The following is a 17,808-nucleotide window of genomic DNA, read 5'->3' as shown; positions in this document are numbered from 1 at the left end:
GCACAGCCGATGCGGGTCGACTTTTATCAGCTTAGCCGCGACCCGGTGGCCAGGCTGTTGCCCGATCTCGCCGAACGCACGCTGTCTGCCGACAACCGCATGGTCATCCTCGCCGATGACGATGTGCTGCTCGATGGTATTTCCGATGCCTTGTGGAGCAGCAAGCCGCAGAGCTTTCTCGCGCATGGCAAGGCGGGTGAGGGACAGGAAGGCGATCAACCGATATTGCTGGCGCGCACATTGGCCGAAGGCGAGGCGGGTGCACCGAATCAGGCGCAGTTTCTTGCAATAGCCGATGGTGTATGGCGGGATCATTGCAACAGTTTCGAACGGATATTCTTCCCCTTCGAGCCCGATCATATCGACGCCGCGCGTGCGGCGTGGAAATCGCTCAAGGATCGTGACAGAGTAACACGGCACTATTGGCGGCAGGACGGACGGCGCTGGGTAGAGGTCGGCTGATTTCGCGATAGTGATCTGGATCATTGCCGATGCCTAATTCGTGCTATTATGCCCGTTTGAGAGATTGCCGGACGGCAATGCCAAGGGGAGAGACAAAATGCGGAATGGGCCAATCGGAAAATTCATAGCAGTCATGAGCGTATTGGCGCTGGCGGCCTGCGGTGGCAGTAATGAGGATGAGGTGGTGAGTGGCACCGTCACCGGCGAGGACGGCGAAACTGCGGAATACCGCATAAGCGAGGGTGATGACGGCGAGGTCAGCTATAAGGTGGAGAGCGAAGATGGCAGTTTCGAGCTCAACGCCAATAGCGACAAGCCGGTCGATTTGCCTTTCGGGCTGACGCTGCCGCGTGGTGCCGATGTCCAGACCAATATGACGATGAACCAGGGCGAGGGCAGGCCATCCTCAACCACCGTCATCTTTCAGACAAAACAATCCGCTGACGACATCATAGCCTTCTACAAGGCGAAGGCCAAAGCCGAGGGCTTCAAGGTGAAGACCGAAATTACGTCGCAGGGCACAAAGATGTTCGTGTCGCAGCGCGGCGACAAGGAGAGCATCAATGTTTCGGTTACCGAGCAGGAGAATGGGGTGAACGTTGCCAATGTCTCGGCGGTGACAAAGCCATAGTCCCAAATACACATTGCCTGACAGCCGGGCCGAACAAGATCGGGCTTGCCACAACGGGGTGGCACGGCTAAAGGCGCGCGCAACAATATTCCCCTATTTCAGGATATTCAGGAGTTCTCCCCCATGGCCGTAACCCGCACATTCTCGATCATCAAACCCGATGCCACCCGCCGCAACCTGACCGGTGCTGTCACGCAGAAGCTGGAAGAAGCCGGCCTGCGCGTCGTTGCCTCCAAGCGCATCCGCATGACCCGCGAACAGGCCGAAGGCTTTTACGCGGTGCACAAGGAACGCCCCTTCTATGGCGAATTGTGCGACTTCATGACCAGCGGCCCGGTTGTGGTGCAGGTTCTCGAAGGCGAGGACGCGGTCAAGCGCAACCGAGACATTATGGGCGCAACCAACCCGGCCGATGCCGCCGAAGGCACCATCCGCAAGGAATTTGCCGAGAGCATCGAAGCCAATAGCGTGCACGGCTCGGACAGTGACGAAAACGCTGCCATCGAGATCGCGTTCTTCTTTAATGACGACGAGATTGTCGGCTGAGCCAATTACCTGTTCGTCATGCTGAACTTGTTTCAGCATCTTCAATGCCGCGCGCTTGGGCTATGCGATGCGAGTAGACCCTGAAACAAGTTCAGGGTGACGACTGAGAGTTGAAAAAACCGCCGGTTACTCCGGCGGTTTTTTTGTTGTGAAAGTCTCAAAACTCATCCGCCACATCCATCAGCCTGGTCAGCTTCTTCGGTGCAACGGCGCGCCAGCTGCGCTCCAGCCACTGGCGGACATGGTCCCAGTCGACGCCTGGGCGGTCAAGGCGATAGCCGATCCAGCCCGAGGCACCATAATAGGCTGGGCGGTGATAGATTTCGGGCTGCTGCTCGATCAGCGTTGTCATCTCGTCGACACCGCTGGACTTCACCAGCAGCGCGATGCGGTCCTCGCCATGATGCCGCACCGAGAGATAGGCGAAGAACTTGCCCGATTTTTCGCTGCCGACGCGCCATCCCGGCGCACCATGGCTTTCGCGGCTATGGGTTTCGGGCAGTGACAGGGCGATCTCATCGACACGGCTCTGGAGCCATTCCGGGTCAAGCTCGCGCGCGACATAGTGCGAAAGGGTACGGGCATAGAGCTGATATTCGGCGATTTTCACCCGTAGGGCGAGGCTGTCTGCATCATCATCGGGCAGGATTGCCACCGCTGTCTGGGCCAGCACCGGCCCATCATCGAGTGTCGGCGTCACCAGATGCACTGAACAGCCGCCATGGCTGTCGCCGGCATCGATGGCGCGTTGATGCGTATCGAGGCCTTTATATTCCGGCAGCAGCGACGGGTGGATATTGACCATCCGCCCCTGCCATTGTTCGACAAAGCCGTTGCCGAGGATGCGCATATAGCCAGCCAATGCGACATAGTCGGCGCGCGCCTCGCTCAGCGCCTCGTGCATGATGGCATCATGTGCACCGCGGCCAAGCCCTTTATGCGGATGAGCGAAGACTGTCACGCCTTCCGCCTCGGCAAGTTTCAGCCCTGCCGCGTCGGGATTGTTGCTGGCGACCAGAACCACCTCATAGGGGCATTCGGCATCACGCGAGGCATAGAGCAGCGCCGCCATATTGGTACCCTCGCCGGAAATCATGATAGCAAGCCGCGCTTTGGTCATTAGCAACTCCGTTCGTGCCGGGGGCAGCATAGCCTATCCCGCATGCGTCGCGCTCCAATCCTCGCGCGCTGCCCAGCATCCGGCGAGTCCGGATACGGTGCATCCCTTGTCGCCAGCCTTAACCGTACCGATGCGGTGCGCCGTTTCCCCTGACGTGGTCAGCGCCTTGGCAATTGTTTCTGACTGTTCTTCCGTCACGATGACCGCCATGCCGATACCGCAATTGAAGGTGCGCGCCATTTCTTCAGGCTCGATATGGCCCTCGGCCTGAAGAAACGCCATTAACCGCGGCTGTGCCCAGGCGCTGGCATCGACCTGCGCATGGCAACCATCGGGCAGCACCCGCGGGATATTTTCCAGCAGTCCGCCACCGGTAATATGTGCCAGCCCTTTGATCTGGCCGGCGCGCAGCAGCGGCAGCAATACCGCGACATAAATCCGCGTTGGTGCCATCAGTGCATCGATCAGCAACTGCTCCTGATCGAACAGGGCGGGGCGGTCGAGTTTCCAGCTTTTGTCTTCGGCGAGGCGCCGCACCAGCGAAAAGCCATTGGAATGGACGCCCGACGACTCCAGGCCCAAAATGACATCGCCGGGGGCAATGGCCGATCCATCGATCAGCGTGCCGCGCTCCGCCGCGCCGACACAGAAGCCGGCAAGATCATAATCGCCCGGCTGGTACATGCCCGGCATCTCGGCGGTCTCGCCGCCTATCAATGCGCATCCAGCCAGTTTGCATGCACTGGCAATGCTTGCGACCACCCGTTCAGCCACGGCGTTATCCAGCTTGGCTGAAGCAAAATAATCGAGGAAGAAAAGCGGCTCGGCGCCCTGGACGATGAGGTCGTTGACGCACATGGCGACAAGGTCCTGGCCAATGCCGTCATGCCGGTCATGCTGTATCGCCAGTTTGACCTTGGTGCCGACGCCGTCATTGGCGGCCACCAATACCGGATCGGTAAAACCCGCTGCTTTGAGATCGAACAGTCCGCCAAAGCCGCCAAGGTCAGCATCGGCGCCGGGCCTGGCGGTGGCGCGGGCCAGCGGCGCGATCGCCCTGACCAGCGCATTGCCGTCTTCAATCGAGACGCCGGCATCGGCGTAGCTGTAATGCTCTGGTTGTGCGCTGGCCGCGCTGCCCGTTTCATCGGGTGTTTCGTTCTTATGGGTATTGCTGTTCATGGCTTCTGCGCCTAACGATTTCGCATGATGATTTCCACGATATTCCGCGTTGCATCGCATCGGGGCCATTGAGCAGGATCGCGCTTTCGATGACACGAAATCGATCTTTTCAGGCCTATCTGTCGCTTATCCTGCTTGGCATGATCGCGCTGCTGGGGCTGAATGGCCTGGGTTTCACCCAGATCGAGGCTGATCGCGGCATCGCACCGATCAACAGCAGTGGCGATTTCGAGGTTGAGGGCATCACCGTCAATGCCACCGGCAAGAACGCCGAGGAAGCGCGGCTGAAAGGCTGGCGCGAAGCCCAGCGCAAGGGCTGGCAGGCATTGTGGCAACGCTCCAATCGCGGCGGCGCGGCACCGGCACTCAGCGATTCGCGACTGAGTTCGATTGTTTCGGGCATTGTGATCGAACGCGAGCAGATCGGGCCGCGACGCTATATTGCCAGCCTGGGTATATTGTTTGACCGCGCGCGTGCCGGGGCGATATTGGGTGTGCGCAGCACGAGGCTGCGTTCAGCGCCATTGCTGGTGGTACCGGTGATGATCAGTGGCGGCAGTGAGCAGGTGTTCGAATATCGCACGCCCTGGCAAAGGGCATGGGCGAACTTCCGCACCGCCGACAGCACTATCGATTATGTTCGCCCCAGCGGCGCCGGCAGCGATTCGCTGTTGCTGACCGCAGGCCAGACCGGACGGCGCGACCGCAATTGGTGGCGGCTGATCCTTGATCAGTTTGGTGCCGCCGATGTGCTGATCCCGGTGGTGCGGGTCGAGCGGCTCTATCCTGGCGGCCCGGCAACAGGGTATTTCACCGCCTATTTCGGCCCTGATCGCGCCAGGATCGGCAGCTTCGAACTGACCGCAGCAGATAGTGATGGTTTGGCGGCGATGCTCACCGAGGGCGTCGAGCGCATGGACACCATCTATCGCGCTGCCCTTTCGCGTGGCGATCTGCGTCCCGATACCTCACTGATCATCGAAGACAGCGATGAGGATGCACTGGAGGATGAACTGGAAGAGCTCGAGGCGCTCGAAGACGACGCCGCTGAAGAGGATGATCGCACAGCCTCTGAGGAAGCGGCGGTACCTGCAGCGCCTGCCGTGACCAGCATCGCAGTGCAATATTCCAGCCCCGATGTCGGCTCGGTCAACAGCGCCGAAGCGGCGGTGCGCGGCATAGCCGGGGTACGTTCAGCCAGCACGTCGAGCCTGGCGCTGGGTGGTACATCGGTGATGTCGGTGCAGTTTGACGGCGATGCAGCGCAATTGCGGCAGCAGCTCGAGGCGCGTGGTTGGCGGGTGCAGCAATCGGGCAACACGCTCAGAATTTCGCGATGACCCAGATCGCCCTGCCTCTGTCTGCCGAGCTGCCGCGTACCGATTATCTGGTGACTGACGCCAATGCCGCGGCCGCGGCGCTACTCGGGCGCTGGGACCACTGGCCCTATCGCAGTGCCGTGCTGTTTGGCGCCGAGGCAGCGGGCAAGAGCAGCATGGGTGAGGTTTTTCGCCGTGAATCCGGGGGGCTTTTCATCGACGATGCGCACCGCGCGGATGATGCCGGGATATTCCATCTCTGGAACCAGGCGCAGCAGGAATCGTGGCCGATACTGATCGCCTTTCCCGAGGATTACCGGCTCGATGCCTTGACCTTGCCCGATCTCAAATCGCGCCTGGCGGCGTCGCAGCGCATTGCCATTGGTGCCCCCGACAGGGCGATGATCATGGCGCTGTTCGAAAAGCTGGGCCGGATGCACGGGCTCGATGTGACGCCGAAACTGGCAGCCTATGCCGCCGACCGTTGCGAGCGCAGCTATCAGGCGGTGCGCGATCTGGTGCTGGCGTTGGACCGTATCACGCTGGAGCAGCGCAAGCCGGTTGGCATGGGCCTTTTGCGCACCTTGCTGGATGACGGTGAAGAGGCTGACAATGACAGCAACGAGGACGCAGGAGCAGCATGATGGCGACGACTGTGACAGACCATGCGGACACTATGATCGATTCGCGGCGATTCTATAATCGCGAGCTGAGCTGGCTCGGTTTTAACGAGCGGGTTCTTGCCGAGGCGCAGAATGAGGCGCATCCATTGCTCGAAAGGCTGCGTTTCCTGTCGATCTCCGGCAACAATCTTGATGAATTCTACATGGTTCGTGTTGCCGGGTTGGTCGGACAGGTCGAACAGGGCGTCGAGCAGCGCTCGGCTGATGGCCGCACCCCGGCACAGCAGCTTGCCGAGATTGAGGTCAAGGCGGCCGAACTGGTGCATGACCAGCAGCGCGTATGGCAGGAATTGCGTCGCAAGCTGGCAGTGCAGGGCATAGCCATAAGGGCTGTATCCGAACTTGAGCCGGATAATCTGCAATGGCTGCGCGACCATTTTCTTGACCAGATTTTCCCGGTGCTAACGCCGCAGGCGCTCGACCCGGCGCATCCCTTTCCGTTCATCCCGAACAAGGGCATCAGCGTCATTTTCGATCTCAGGCGCGAATCGGACGGGCATCATGTGCGCGAACTGATCATGCTGCCGCCGACCATGTCGGGTTTTGTTCGCATTCCGGGTGAGGATGCAGTCTATATCGCGCTCGAAGAGGTGCTGCGCGGCTTTGCCGATACCCTGTTCCCCGGCTATGAGGTGCTCAATTCGGGGCTGTTCCGCATCATCCGCGACAGCGATATCGAGGTTGAGGAAGAAGCCGAGGATCTGGTCCGATATTTCCGCAGCGCGATCAAACGCCGTCGTCGCGGTCAGGTGATCCGGCTCGAAATATCCTCCGATCTCGATGCCGAAACGGTCAAGCTGCTCGACGAGCAGTTACTGCCCGAAAGCGCGGTCAAGTCGGTAATCACCGGCTTTATCGATGTTGGCGGCCTGGCGGAAATTGTCGACGAAGACCGGCCGGATCTCAAATTCACTGCCTATACGCCGCGCTTCCCCGAACGTATCCGAGAGCATGGCGGCGACTGTTTCGCTGCGATCCGCGGCAAGGATATTGTCGTCCACCACCCTTATGAGAGTTTCGAGGTGGTGATCGCCTTTCTGCAGCAGGCAGCGCGCGACCCCGATGTTATCGCGATCAAGCAGACGCTCTATCGCGCCGGCAAACAATCGGCAGTGATTCGTGCGCTGATCGACGCGGCCGAAGCCGGCAAGTCGGTCACAGCGGTGGTCGAGCTCAAGGCCCGGTTCGACGAGGAGCAGAATCTACTCTGGGCCAGCGCGCTTGAACGCGCCGGGGTGCAGGTTGTTTATGGCTTTATCGAGTGGAAGACCCACGCCAAGATTTCGATGATCGTGCGGCGCGAACCCGAGGGTTATCGCACCTATTGCCATTTCGGTACCGGCAATTATCACCCGATCACCGCCAGGATTTACACCGATCTCAGCTTCTTTACCGCCGATCCGCGCGCGGGGCGCGATGCGGCGCAGCTGTTCAACTATATCACCGGCTATGTCGAACCGAAGAAGCTTGAGCTGCTCACCATGTCCCCGCGCGACATGCGCAACACGCTGATGGAACTGATCGATGTCGAGATCGATCATGTGCGCAATGGCCGACCGGGCGCGATCTGGGCCAAGATGAACTCGCTGGTCGATCCGGCGATCATCGAGAAGCTCTATACCGCCAGCAATGCCGGTGTGCAGATTGACCTGATCATCCGCGGTATCTGCTGCCTCAAGCCGCAAATACCCGGCATGTCGGACAATATCCGGGTGAAATCGGTGATCGGCCGCTTCCTCGAGCATAGTCGCATCTGGGCCTTTGGCGATGGCGACCATCTGCCCAATGACAAGGCGCGAGTCTATATCAGCTCGGCCGACTGGATGCCGCGCAACTTTGACCGGCGGGTCGAATATATGCTGCCGATCGAAAATCCGACAGTGCATGAACAGGTACTGGAGCAGGTCATGCTGGCCAATCTGCTCGACAATGAGCAGAGCTGGGAACTCAACGCGGATGGCGAATATATCCGTGTCGAACCGGGCGACAAGCCGTTCAACCTGCACCATTATTTCATGACAAACCCGTCGCTCTCGGGGCGTGGTGCAGCGCTCAGGAACAGCGATGAAGTGCCCGACCTGACGCTGCGACAGCCGATCCGCAGAAAGGCCTAAGGCTCAGGGTCTATGAAATTGATGGAGCGAGGTTTGAAGCAATTGGCGCCTGGGCGAGGAAGGAAAGCGCAGTCGATAGCGGCGCTATCGCAAGCTTTTCTGACGTGGCGCAGGCGCCAATTGGTCAAATCCTGAAAGGACGACAAAATGACTTCCATCTCGATCAAAAATACGCTTGGAAAGGCAGTAAACCTTCCCGGCCCGCATTTTCGCCCGATATGCTCATCATTTTGGCGCCTCGCCCATCAATTTCATAGACCCTGAGCCTAGACCATTTCCTCGATGCCGCTTCTGTTCCGTACCAAGCGAAAGCCCAAGGGCGCGCGTAGCCACAGCGTGGCAGTGATCGATATCGGCTCCAACTCGATCCGGCTGGTCATCTTTGCCGGGCCACGGCGCAATCCCGCGTTGATCTTCAACGAGAAGGTGATGGCCGGACTGGGCAGCGAGATCAGCGAAACCGGAGCGCTCGCACCCGAAGGCATTGACCGGGCGATAACGGCGCTGCGGCGGTTCCGGACATTAATCGAGGGCTGCAATGTCGATCGCACACTTTGCGTTGCCACCGCTGCGGTACGCGATGCCAGCGATGGCCCGCAATTTGCCGACAGGGTGCGCGATCTGGGGTTCGATGTCGATGTGCTGAGCGGCGAGGAAGAAGCGCAAATGGCGGCCTATGGAGTCATTTCGGCTATTCCCGAGGCCAATGGTGTGGTCGGTGATCTCGGCGGCGGCAGTCTGGAGCTGGCCGAAGTTGGTAACCGCTCGATTTCAGACAGCATTTCATTGCCTATTGGCGTGCTGCGCAGCCGTGAGATCAGTGAAAAGGGGCAAGGGCCGCTGAGCAAGCATGTCGCCAAGCTTGTCACAGCCAATGGCTGGGACGGACGGTGCAGGGGACGGACACTGTATATTGTCGGTGGCTCATGGCGGGCATTGGCGCGTGTCGACATGTATGACCAGGGCTATCCGCTGCCGGTGTTCCACAATTATGCCATCCCGGTCGAACGCATTGCACCGCTGTCCAAGCGGATTCTGGACTCCTCGCGCGATGACCTGCGCGCGGTACCACGTCTTGCCACTTCGCGTATCGCGACATTGGGGACGGCAGCCAAATTGCTGTGCGCAGCCTGCGACATACTGAAACCGGCGCAGATTATCGTCTCCGCTTATGGTCTTCGCGAAGGGCTGATCTATCGCACCATGCCGGAGGATATCCGCCAGCTTGACCCGCTGCTCGATTCAACCCGGCGTTTCGGGCGCTACCAGTCGCGTTTCGGTCAGGATGGCGGCAAGCTGTTCGACTGGATAAAACCGGCTTTTCCAGATCTCGGATCGGGTGATAAGCGGCTGCTCATGGCGGCATGTCACCTTGCCGATATTGGCTGGCAGGCCAACCCCGATTTCCGGTCCGAACGCGCGCTGGAAATCGCATTGCATGGCAATTGGGTCGGTATTGATGCGCATGGCCGTGCGATGCTGGCGCAGGCCTTGTACACCAATTTTGGCGGCGGAGTGGAACCGTTTTCCTATGACGGGCGGCTGTGCAGTGATGCCGATCTGGCGCGTGCGGCGGCCTGGGGACTGGCCATCCGTCTCGGCCAGCGCTTCAGCGGCGGTCATGACAATCTGTTTGGAAACAGCCATTTGCTGCGTGAAGACAACAGGCTGAAAATTGCGATTCAAGGCAATGACCACAGTCTTATGGGCGAGAGTGTCGAGCGCCGTCTGGCCAAGCTGGCGAGCTATCTCGAGATTGATTATGCGCTCGGGCAAGCGTGATTTGCCGTAAAATAGTGGTAATTTCGCACGAGCATATCTATTATTTACAATAGTGTCAGGGCTCAGGCCTGCAGCCAATGGAGGAGCGTTCCGTGTTTCGCGCTCTCAATGATTATCTGAAGTCGATCGCGTCACGCGATCCCGCGCCCCGCTCGAAATGGGAAATTCTCACCTATCCTGGTCTCTGGGCCGTGGGCTTTTACCGCGTTTCGCATTGGCTGTTTCGCGGCAACTTGTTCTTTCTTGCCCGGTTGATCAACCATCTTGGGCGGATGCTGACCGCCATTGATATCCACCCCGGTGCCACTATAGGCAAGAATCTGTTTATCGATCATGGCTTCACCGTGATCGGTGAGACTGCCGAAATCGGCGATGATGTCACAATCTATCAATGCGTGACGCTGGGCGGCACCAACCCGACCAATGGCGAGGCCGGTAAGCGCCACCCAACCATCGGCAATGGGGCAATTCTCGGTTCTGGTGCGCAGATATTGGGACCGATCACCATTGGCGAGCGGGCGCGCATAGGCGCCAATGCGGTGGTTACCAAGGACGTCCCCGAGGGCGCGACCATGGTTGGCGTGCGGGCGCGGCAGGTGCCGGTTGACGCGAAGGATTACCAGAAAGAATTCATGCCCTATGGTACGCCGTGCAGCGAGGTCTATGACCCGGCGACGCAGAAGCTGGAAATCCTGCAATGCGAGATCGAGCAGATGCAGAAGCGCCTGGCACAGCTGATGGAAGAGCGCGATAGCCCGACGGAAGAGCAGAAAAGCCTGCCCGAGCCGCCATGCAAGGCCGAAGACGCCGATGCCGAAGTGCCTGCCGATCAGGTGACGGACCAGAAATCCGCCTGATGCCCGTCGGAGCATTTTGCCCTGATATGCAATTGCCAGCCTTTGCGGCATGACCGCAACGGGCCACAACGCTGCATCGAATGTCGCGGTGTTGCCGCTACACCGGTCACAGACACGGCAGACGGTATTCGACCGGACAGAGCTTAACGCTATTCTCAACATCTATGGTCGCATGGTCGCTGCCGGGCAATGGCGCGACTATGCCATCGAGTTTGGCCGGGACACGGCCATCTTCGCAGCCTTTCGCCATGCTTCGCAAAGGCCGGAGATCCGGCTCGAAAAATGCCCTGCAAACCGGCGTAAACAGGGCCAGTGGCTGTTGCGTGGCGAGGCGGGGCAGATCCTCAAGCGCGGCCATGAGCTGGCGAATATCCTCGCCCCGATCGAACGGCGGCTGATCAAGGCGGTGGAGGAATAGGGTGGCCGTGCCGTCCTGGCTCGTTATTCGAATATTGCGCTGAGATGCTCGGTTTCAGTCTGGCTCCGTGTGATCGACCTGGTCAGCTGAATTGCAAGCACATGGCAGGCAATGGTGATCGCCGAGCCTGCAACACCAAAAGTGAGCGCTGTTGAAGATCCCTCTGACAAACGGAATGCAATCTGGTTTGCAATACCGCCTACGATCCAGGTGATCCACCACCATATCAGGATATTACTGTTTTCCTTGAGGTCGTTGAAATTTCCGTGGCTGGCATTCCATATCTGGCGCATGGCCTGAAACGGCATAAACAGATTGGCAATCGGAATAAAATACCAGCCCACGCACCAACCGGGTGTATATTCGAAACCCGGTATATCGGCCTCATAGATGTTGGCTGCAGCGCGATAAATCCACATCGCAAAAATGATGATGGTGACGATATTGAGGACCGTCACAGCCACACCGAAGCTTACTATCGAATATAGCGCACCTTCCGATCCGACATTATACGGATCATATATTCCGCTGAGCTCGACCAGTTCAAGCAACAGGAAAAGGGCGGTGCCTGCCATATTGGCATATAGCAAAGGCTGTAAGAACCGGTACAGCCTGACCAGCTTCTGTCGCCCTTCCTGCAGATCATAGTTCATAGAGTGCCTCTTCCGTGACCGGTCCCGTCAAGGGGGAGGCAATCAGCCGCCCTGCAGGGCTTTCATGATGGCCATTGACTGTTCCGAACCCGATTGCGGCACAATCTCGCCAGTGCGGTCGGTGATGCGGTCGAACGCGGCTGCCACACCTTCTACCGTACGCTCGCCCTCAGGCAGTGCGACGCCGGGTGTCATGGTGACATAGGCAGCATGATAGGCACCGGCGCCTGCGCCGATGATCATGTTGGTCGGCCCGTCTTCGGAGACGAGGTAAAGCGCAGCCGGGGCAACATTTTCCGGGGTGAAGGCTTTGAAAGCTTCGGGCGGGAAAATGTCTTCGGTCATGCGGGTGCCGGCGACCGGGGCCAGCGTGTTGACCTTGATGTTGTATTTTGCGCCTTCGAGATAGAGCGTCTTGGTGAGGCCTGCGAGGCCCAGCTTGGCAGCGCCGTAATTGGCCTGGCCGAAATTGCCATAGAGGCCGGTCGATGATGCCGTCATCAGGATGCGGCCATAATTCTGTTCGCGCATGGTTTCCCATACCGCCTTGGTGGCATTGCCCGATCCGTTGAGATGGACATCGACGACAAAGGCGAAATCCTTTGGCTCCATCTTGGCGAAGCTCTTGTCGCGCAACACGCCGGCATTGTTGATCAGGATATGGACGCCGCCCCATTTCTCCTTGGCCTTGGCGACCATTTCTTCCATCTGCGCATATTCGGTTACCGAGCCGCCATTGGCCATGGCTTCCCCGCCTTCTTTCTCGATTTCCTCGACCACTATGGCGGCGGCATCCGAGGTTCCGGTGCCGTCGCGGGCCCCGCCGAGATCATTGACCACGACCTTGGCACCACGCCGTGCCAGTTCAAGGGCATAAGCACGTCCCAGGCCGCCTCCGGCTCCGGTGACAATGGCAACACGGTCGGCAAAGCTGATGGTCATGATAAGGCTCCTCGGATGTTCTGCGATATGCTTTGAAAATTATGTCGCGGGTTTCCGATGCGCCTTCGGCTTTGTCAACCGCGCATTTGTCGCTTTTCTACGGTGAAAAAGGTTGCCGCTACGGCCATGGGCACTTGGGGATTGGCGGTTCAGGCAACCGCCTCTGCATCAAGCGCATAACCGGCCGAACGCACGGTGCGGATGATATCTGCCTCACCATTGGCGTTGATTGCCTTGCGCAGGCGGCGAATATGCACGTCGATGGTTCGGATTTCGATATCGCTCTCATTGCCCCATACCGCGTCCAGCAACCGTTCACGTGAGAATACCCAGCCAGGATGTTCGAGAAAATGCCGCAACAGGCGGAATTCCGTAGGGCCGAGCGGAATGGTCTTGCCGCCGCGCTTCACCTTGTAGCCGACCGTGTCCATCTCGATATTGGCATAGGTGAGGGTGCCTCCCGCCAATGCCGGGCGCATGCGGCGTAGCACGGCATTAACGCGGGCGATCAGTTCGCGCGGGCTGAATGGCTTGGTGAGATAGTCATCGGCGCCGATATCGAGGCCACGGACCCTATCTTCTTCCTCACCCCGTGCTGACATCATGATGATCGGGATATTGGCAGTATCATTATTGCGCCGCAGACGGCGGCAGACCTCGATGCCGGAAAGATTATCGATCATCCAGTCGAGCACCACAATGTCCGGCTGCTGTTCGCTGACGATCAGCAGCGCCTCTTCGCCATCCGGGGTCTGGCTGATACGAAAGCCCTGTTTCTCGAAATGCCAGGAGATCAACTCCGCCAGTGCCATATCGTCTTCAACCAGGAGAATATGGGGCTTGGACATTTCTCTTCCCTTTATTTCAGTCATTCATATCGAGCGGATCATTGCCACGATCACGCTCTACAAGATTTTCGCCGGTAATTGAAAAATAGACCATCTCCGCGATATTGGTCGCATGGTCGCCAATCCGCTCAAGATTCTTGGCGATAAACATCAGATGAACCCCGGCATTGACCTGCCCGGGCACCGCAATCATGTGGTCAATCAGGCCACGGAAAATAGCACTGTAGAAATCATCGACCATTTTGTCGCGCTTACATACCTGAATGGCGAGATCGGCATCGCGTCGGGCATAGGCGTTCATGGCATCGTCGACGAGTTCAATCGCGGCGCGCGACATCGGATCGAGCGCATCGGCGGCCTCCATCCAGTCATCAGGGTCGATCAGCGGCACCCGCTTGGCGATATTCTTGGCATAGTCGCCAATACGTTCGATCTTGCTGGAGATCTTCAGTGTCGCGATCAGCACCCGCAGGTCGTCGGCCATAGGTGCACGCAGCGCCATGATTTGGACGACCATGCGGTCGATGGCACGCTCCAGCTCATCAATGTCCTTGTCCTTGACGATGATCGACGAGGCCAGGCCATGGTCGTTGCGCTCAAGCGCCGTCATTGCGTCGATTACCGCCTTTTCGGCGCGACCACCAATATCCGACACCAGCCCACGCAGTTCGACCATGTCGGTGTCGAACGCTTTGACCGTATGCTTGGTGCTACTGGGTGTCATCGAACTTGCAAATCCTCAAACCGCAGCGAAAATCAGCCGTATCGGCCGGTGATATAATCGCGGGTCCGCTCCTCTGCAGGGTTGGTGAACAATTCGGAGGTTTCTCCATATTCGACCATCTCCCCGAGATGAAAAAATGCGGTCCGCTGTGATACGCGCGCGGCCTGCTGCATATTGTGCGTCACAATCACAATAGCATATTTGCCACGCAATTCATGGATAAGCTCCTCGATCCTGGCGGTAGCGATGGGATCAAGTGCCGAACAGGGCTCGTCCATCAGGATTACTTCCGGGTCTACAGCGATGGCGCGGGCGATGCACAGCCGCTGCTGCTGGCCGCCGGAAAGCGCGGTGCCGCTGTCGTTGAGGCGGTCCTTGACCTCGCTCCAAAGGCCAGCACGCTGCAGCGATTTCTCGACAATGCGATCAAGCTCGGCCTTGTCGGTGGCAAGGCCGTGAATGCGTGGGCCATAGGCAATATTGTCATAGATGGATTTGGGGAACGGATTGGGTTTCTGAAACACCATACCGACTCGTGCGCGCAGCTGCACCACGTCCATTGCGCTGTCGTAAATGTCCTCGCCATCCAGCATGATCGTGCCGGTCACCCGGGCGATGGGAATGGTATCGTTCATCCGGTTCAGGGTACGCAGAAAGGTCGACTTGCCACAGCCCGAGGGACCGATGAACGCGGTGACATTCTCCATGTCGATATCGATATCGACGCCCTTAATGGCTTCTTTCTCGCCATAATAGACATGCACATCGCGAGTCGCCATCTTCATCGGCCCGACGGCAGCATTTTTTTCCATGGTGGTTTCTGTATTCATAGCGGGGCTCACCATCTCGTCTCGAAGCGGTTGCGCAGCCAGATCGCCACCGCATTCATCGTCAGCAGGAATATCAGCAATATAATAATCGCGGCGGAGGTTTTCTCGACAAAACCGCTATTGACCTCATCCGACCACAGGAAGATCTGTACCGGCAACACCGTTGAAGGGTCGGACAAATTGTCTGGCGGTGTCGCGGTAAAGGCGCGCATGCCGATCATCAGCAATGGCGCTGTTTCGCCCAGCGCCCGGGCCATGCCGATGATCGTGCCAGTCATGATCCCGGGTATGGCGAGCGGCAGCACATGGTGGAAGATTACCTGTACCTTGCTGGCGCCGATGCCAAGCGCTGCCTCGCGGATCGATGGCGGGACCGCCTTGACCGCATTGCGTGCGGCAATGACGATCACCGGGAAGGTCATCAGCGCCAATGTCAGGCCGCCGACCAGCGCCGAGGAACGCGGCAGGTCCATCCAGGTCAGGAACACCACCAGACCCAGCAGTCCGAAGATGATCGACGGGACAGCAGCGAGATTGTTGATCGACACCTCGATCAGGTCGGTCCAGCGATTGCGCGGTGCATATTCCTCGAGATAGACCGCCGAAAGGACGCCAATCGGAAAGGCCAGCAACAGGGTAACGAACATCGTCATCAACGAGCCCTTGAGTGCGCCCCATATACCGACAAGTGCCGGATCGACACCGTCGGAGCTGGTCAGGAATGGCGTGTTGAACACCGTCTGTATAGCATTGCGCGCCTGCAGATCGTCATAGAGCGACTGCAATGCCGGGCGGGCATCACCCTTGTTGACCCGATCGATATCGCTGGCTGCGGACAGCCACAATGTGGCGTTTTCTGTAATCAGCTGAGGATTATCGCGAAGCTGTTCGCGGACCTCGACCCAGGCGTTGCGGGCAAATATCTGGCGACCGTCAGTGCCATAGCTGGCTTCGATCGCGATCTCGGTAAGGCCGCGCAAGTCGAGGGATGTCAACGTTGCCTTTTGTTGTGCGCCCTGCAATGCCTCCGGAGACATGCCGCCCGAAAGCGCCGGGAAGTTGATGGGTAGCGCGACCTCGGTGCGCAAAAAGCCCTTGGCACCGTTGCTGACCATGACGAACAGCAGGAAGGCAAGGAACAGCGATGACAGGATGATCGCAGCGAGCCCGAGCGCGCGGAAACGCTTTTCCGAGGCATAGCGCCTGGCAACACGCTTGCGCATCGCCTCGCTTTTCCAGTCGGTCCCGGTCCTTGTACCGGGCGATATCGGAGCGGTCATGGCGGCGGCTTCACTCATAGGCTTCCCGATATCTCTTGACGATCTGCAGCGCGACCAGATTGAGCAGCAGGGTAACGAAGAACAGCGCCAGGCCCAAGGCGAAGGCGGCGAGTGTCAATGGCCCCTGAAAATCTGTATCGCCGGTGAGGAGCTTGACGATCTGCACCGTTACCGTGGTTACGCTGTCGAACGGATTGGCCGTCATGTTGGCGGCCAGACCGGCAGCCATCACCACGATCATGGTTTCGCCAATGGCACGGCTGACCGCGAGCAGCACACCGCCGACAACGCCGGGCAGAGCTGCAGGAATCAGTACTTTCTTGATGGTCTCGCTTGGCGTTGCGCCCATGGCCAGGGAACCGTCGCGCATCGCACTGGGAACGGCGGCAATACTGTCATCGGCCATGGAAGACACGAACGGGATGATCATAACGCCCATAACCAGACCGGCGGCCAGCGCCGATTCGGACGATGCGTTGCTGATACCGATGGAAACCGCGAAATCGCGCAGTGCCGGTGCCACGGTGAGTGCGGCGAAATAGCCATAGACCACTGTGGGCACACCGGCGAGTATCTCCAATATCGGTTTCATCCAGCTGCGCAGTGCTGGCGGCGCATATTGGGTGAGATAGACCGCGCTCATAAGACCGAAGGGGATGGCGACAATCATCGCGATGATCGCACCAATAAAGATAGTGCCCCAGAAAAGCGGGAGGGAACCGAAACCGTTATTTTCTCCAGCGATCAGTTCCTTGCGCGGGTTCCATTCGCTGCCGAAGAAAAACTCGACAGGTGACACCATGCCGAAAAAGCGGATCGATTCGAAAATCAGCGATGCGACAATGCCGATGGTCGCCAATATCGCGATCAGTGAGGCGATCAGCAGGACCATCAGCACCACACGCTCGACCTTGCTGCGGGCTCGGAAATCCGGGCGGATTTTCAGAAAGGCGAAAGCGGCACCGGCAAAACCCAGCAACAGCGCTGCAGCCATGCCGAGCAGCTGGTAATGGCGCTCTGCCTCGGAATAGATCGGCGCCAGTGTTACTGCCTCGGGGTTGAAGCTCTGCGCTTCAGGGTTGCGGGACAGCGCGCGGGCTTCAGATAATATCGAGGCCTTGGCGAACGGGTCTTCTGGCAGGTTGCTTGCCGCCGGATCGGCGAGCACCATATTGCTGGTCATTGCCGGCGATACGCTGATCCAGATAGCGACAAATGCGGCCACCGGCACCATTGCCCATAGCGCGACATACCAGCCATGATAGTTGGGCAGCGAGTTGAAGCTGGTCTTGCCGGCGAGGACGAAACGGTTGGCCTTGGCGCGGCCAAAGAGCCAGCCCAGAACGCCGAGCCCGACAATCAGAAAAAGAAATGCGAATCCCGACATTTCTAAACAATTCCCCCCCTTGTCGATCCG

General features: G+C 58.7%; 18 protein-coding genes. 9 read left to right on the top strand and 9 right to left on the bottom strand.

Going from position 1 to position 17,808, the window contains the following annotated elements; genetic code table 11:
* The first annotated feature begins 9 nt into the window (after positions 1–9).
* The 3 genes from AAFX04_07415 (at position 10) to ndk (ending at position 1,639) form a co-directional block, all read left to right on the top strand.
* Positions 10–462, top strand: a complete 453-nt coding sequence (locus tag AAFX04_07415; protein MEO1045251.1) for a DNA polymerase III subunit chi — start codon at positions 10–12, stop codon at positions 460–462.
* A gap of 133 nt (positions 463–595) precedes the next feature.
* On the top strand, positions 596–1,093 hold the full coding sequence (locus AAFX04_07410) for a hypothetical protein (GenBank protein ID MEO1045250.1): 498 nt from the start codon (positions 596–598) through the stop codon (positions 1,091–1,093).
* Between the two features lie 123 nt (positions 1,094–1,216).
* The gene (gene ndk / locus AAFX04_07405; protein MEO1045249.1) at positions 1,217–1,639 is read left to right on the top strand and encodes a nucleoside-diphosphate kinase; all 423 of its coding nucleotides are present in this window, start codon (positions 1,217–1,219) and stop codon (positions 1,637–1,639) included.
* A gap of 157 nt (positions 1,640–1,796) precedes the next feature.
* Here ndk and purN read toward each other — a convergent pair whose 3' ends face one another.
* Positions 1,797–2,759: a phosphoribosylglycinamide formyltransferase gene (purN, locus tag AAFX04_07400; protein ID MEO1045248.1), complete on the bottom strand. Its 963-nt coding sequence runs from the start codon at positions 2,757–2,759 to the stop codon at positions 1,797–1,799.
* A gap of 33 nt (positions 2,760–2,792) precedes the next feature.
* Positions 2,793–3,941: a phosphoribosylformylglycinamidine cyclo-ligase gene (gene purM / locus AAFX04_07395; protein MEO1045247.1), complete on the bottom strand. Its 1,149-nt coding sequence runs from the start codon at positions 3,939–3,941 to the stop codon at positions 2,793–2,795.
* An 89-nt stretch (positions 3,942–4,030) separates the two neighbouring features.
* On the opposite strand from purM, the gene AAFX04_07390 reads away from it, so the two are divergent.
* The 6 genes from AAFX04_07390 to AAFX04_07365 all read left to right on the top strand — a co-directional run bounded on the left by AAFX04_07390 (position 4,031) and on the right by AAFX04_07365 (position 11,114).
* Entirely contained in the window at positions 4,031–5,281 is a 1,251-nt protein-coding gene (locus tag AAFX04_07390) for a heavy-metal-associated domain-containing protein (protein MEO1045246.1), read from the top strand.
* Entirely contained in the window at positions 5,278–5,904 is a 627-nt protein-coding gene (locus AAFX04_07385; protein MEO1045245.1) for a chromosomal replication initiator DnaA, read from the top strand. Before AAFX04_07390 ends, AAFX04_07385 begins: the two co-directional genes overlap by 4 nt.
* Positions 5,901–8,057 carry an RNA degradosome polyphosphate kinase gene (locus AAFX04_07380; protein ID MEO1045244.1) on the top strand — a complete coding sequence of 719 codons (2,157 nt, stop codon included), beginning with the start codon at positions 5,901–5,903 and terminating at the stop codon, positions 8,055–8,057. Before AAFX04_07385 ends, AAFX04_07380 begins: the two co-directional genes overlap by 4 nt.
* A gap of 282 nt (positions 8,058–8,339) precedes the next feature.
* Entirely contained in the window at positions 8,340–9,839 is a 1,500-nt protein-coding gene (locus AAFX04_07375) for a Ppx/GppA family phosphatase (protein MEO1045243.1), read from the top strand.
* Positions 9,840–9,931: 92 nt separating this feature from the next.
* Positions 9,932–10,696, top strand: a complete 765-nt coding sequence (epsC, locus tag AAFX04_07370) for a serine O-acetyltransferase EpsC (GenBank protein MEO1045242.1) — start codon at positions 9,932–9,934, stop codon at positions 10,694–10,696.
* A 49-nt stretch (positions 10,697–10,745) separates the two neighbouring features.
* Positions 10,746–11,114 (top strand): DUF2794 domain-containing protein, encoded by a 369-nt coding sequence (locus AAFX04_07365; protein MEO1045241.1) that lies wholly within the window; start codon positions 10,746–10,748, stop codon positions 11,112–11,114.
* 23 nt (positions 11,115–11,137) lie between these two features.
* Here AAFX04_07365 and AAFX04_07360 read toward each other — a convergent pair whose 3' ends face one another.
* From AAFX04_07360 to pstC, 7 genes are all read right to left on the bottom strand, one after another.
* Positions 11,138–11,767 carry a DUF4328 domain-containing protein gene (locus tag AAFX04_07360; protein MEO1045240.1) on the bottom strand — a complete coding sequence of 210 codons (630 nt, stop codon included), beginning with the start codon at positions 11,765–11,767 and terminating at the stop codon, positions 11,138–11,140.
* A 42-nt stretch (positions 11,768–11,809) separates the two neighbouring features.
* Positions 11,810–12,709 carry an SDR family NAD(P)-dependent oxidoreductase gene (locus tag AAFX04_07355; protein ID MEO1045239.1) on the bottom strand — a complete coding sequence of 300 codons (900 nt, stop codon included), beginning with the start codon at positions 12,707–12,709 and terminating at the stop codon, positions 11,810–11,812.
* A gap of 149 nt (positions 12,710–12,858) precedes the next feature.
* Positions 12,859–13,557, bottom strand: coding sequence for a phosphate regulon transcriptional regulator PhoB (gene phoB, locus AAFX04_07350; protein MEO1045238.1), 699 nt, complete (start codon positions 13,555–13,557; stop codon positions 12,859–12,861).
* Between the two features lie 16 nt (positions 13,558–13,573).
* Positions 13,574–14,281 (bottom strand): phosphate signaling complex protein PhoU, encoded by a 708-nt coding sequence (gene phoU, locus AAFX04_07345; protein MEO1045237.1) that lies wholly within the window; start codon positions 14,279–14,281, stop codon positions 13,574–13,576.
* Between the two features lie 32 nt (positions 14,282–14,313).
* Positions 14,314–15,111 carry a phosphate ABC transporter ATP-binding protein PstB gene (gene pstB, locus AAFX04_07340; protein MEO1045236.1) on the bottom strand — a complete coding sequence of 266 codons (798 nt, stop codon included), beginning with the start codon at positions 15,109–15,111 and terminating at the stop codon, positions 14,314–14,316.
* A gap of 8 nt (positions 15,112–15,119) precedes the next feature.
* On the bottom strand, positions 15,120–16,409 hold the full coding sequence (gene pstA, locus AAFX04_07335; GenBank protein ID MEO1045235.1) for a phosphate ABC transporter permease PstA: 1,290 nt from the start codon (positions 16,407–16,409) through the stop codon (positions 15,120–15,122).
* Positions 16,402–17,778 carry a phosphate ABC transporter permease subunit PstC gene (gene pstC / locus AAFX04_07330; GenBank protein ID MEO1045234.1) on the bottom strand — a complete coding sequence of 459 codons (1,377 nt, stop codon included), beginning with the start codon at positions 17,776–17,778 and terminating at the stop codon, positions 16,402–16,404. The genes pstA and pstC overlap by 8 nt, the downstream gene beginning before the upstream one ends.
* Between the last annotated feature and the right edge of the window lie 30 nt (positions 17,779–17,808).

The organism is Pseudomonadota bacterium (assembly GCA_039818985.1).
Lineage (GTDB): Bacteria > Pseudomonadota > Alphaproteobacteria > Sphingomonadales > Sphingomonadaceae > Alterisphingorhabdus.
This window is presented reverse-complemented; position numbering and strand designations above follow the sequence as displayed.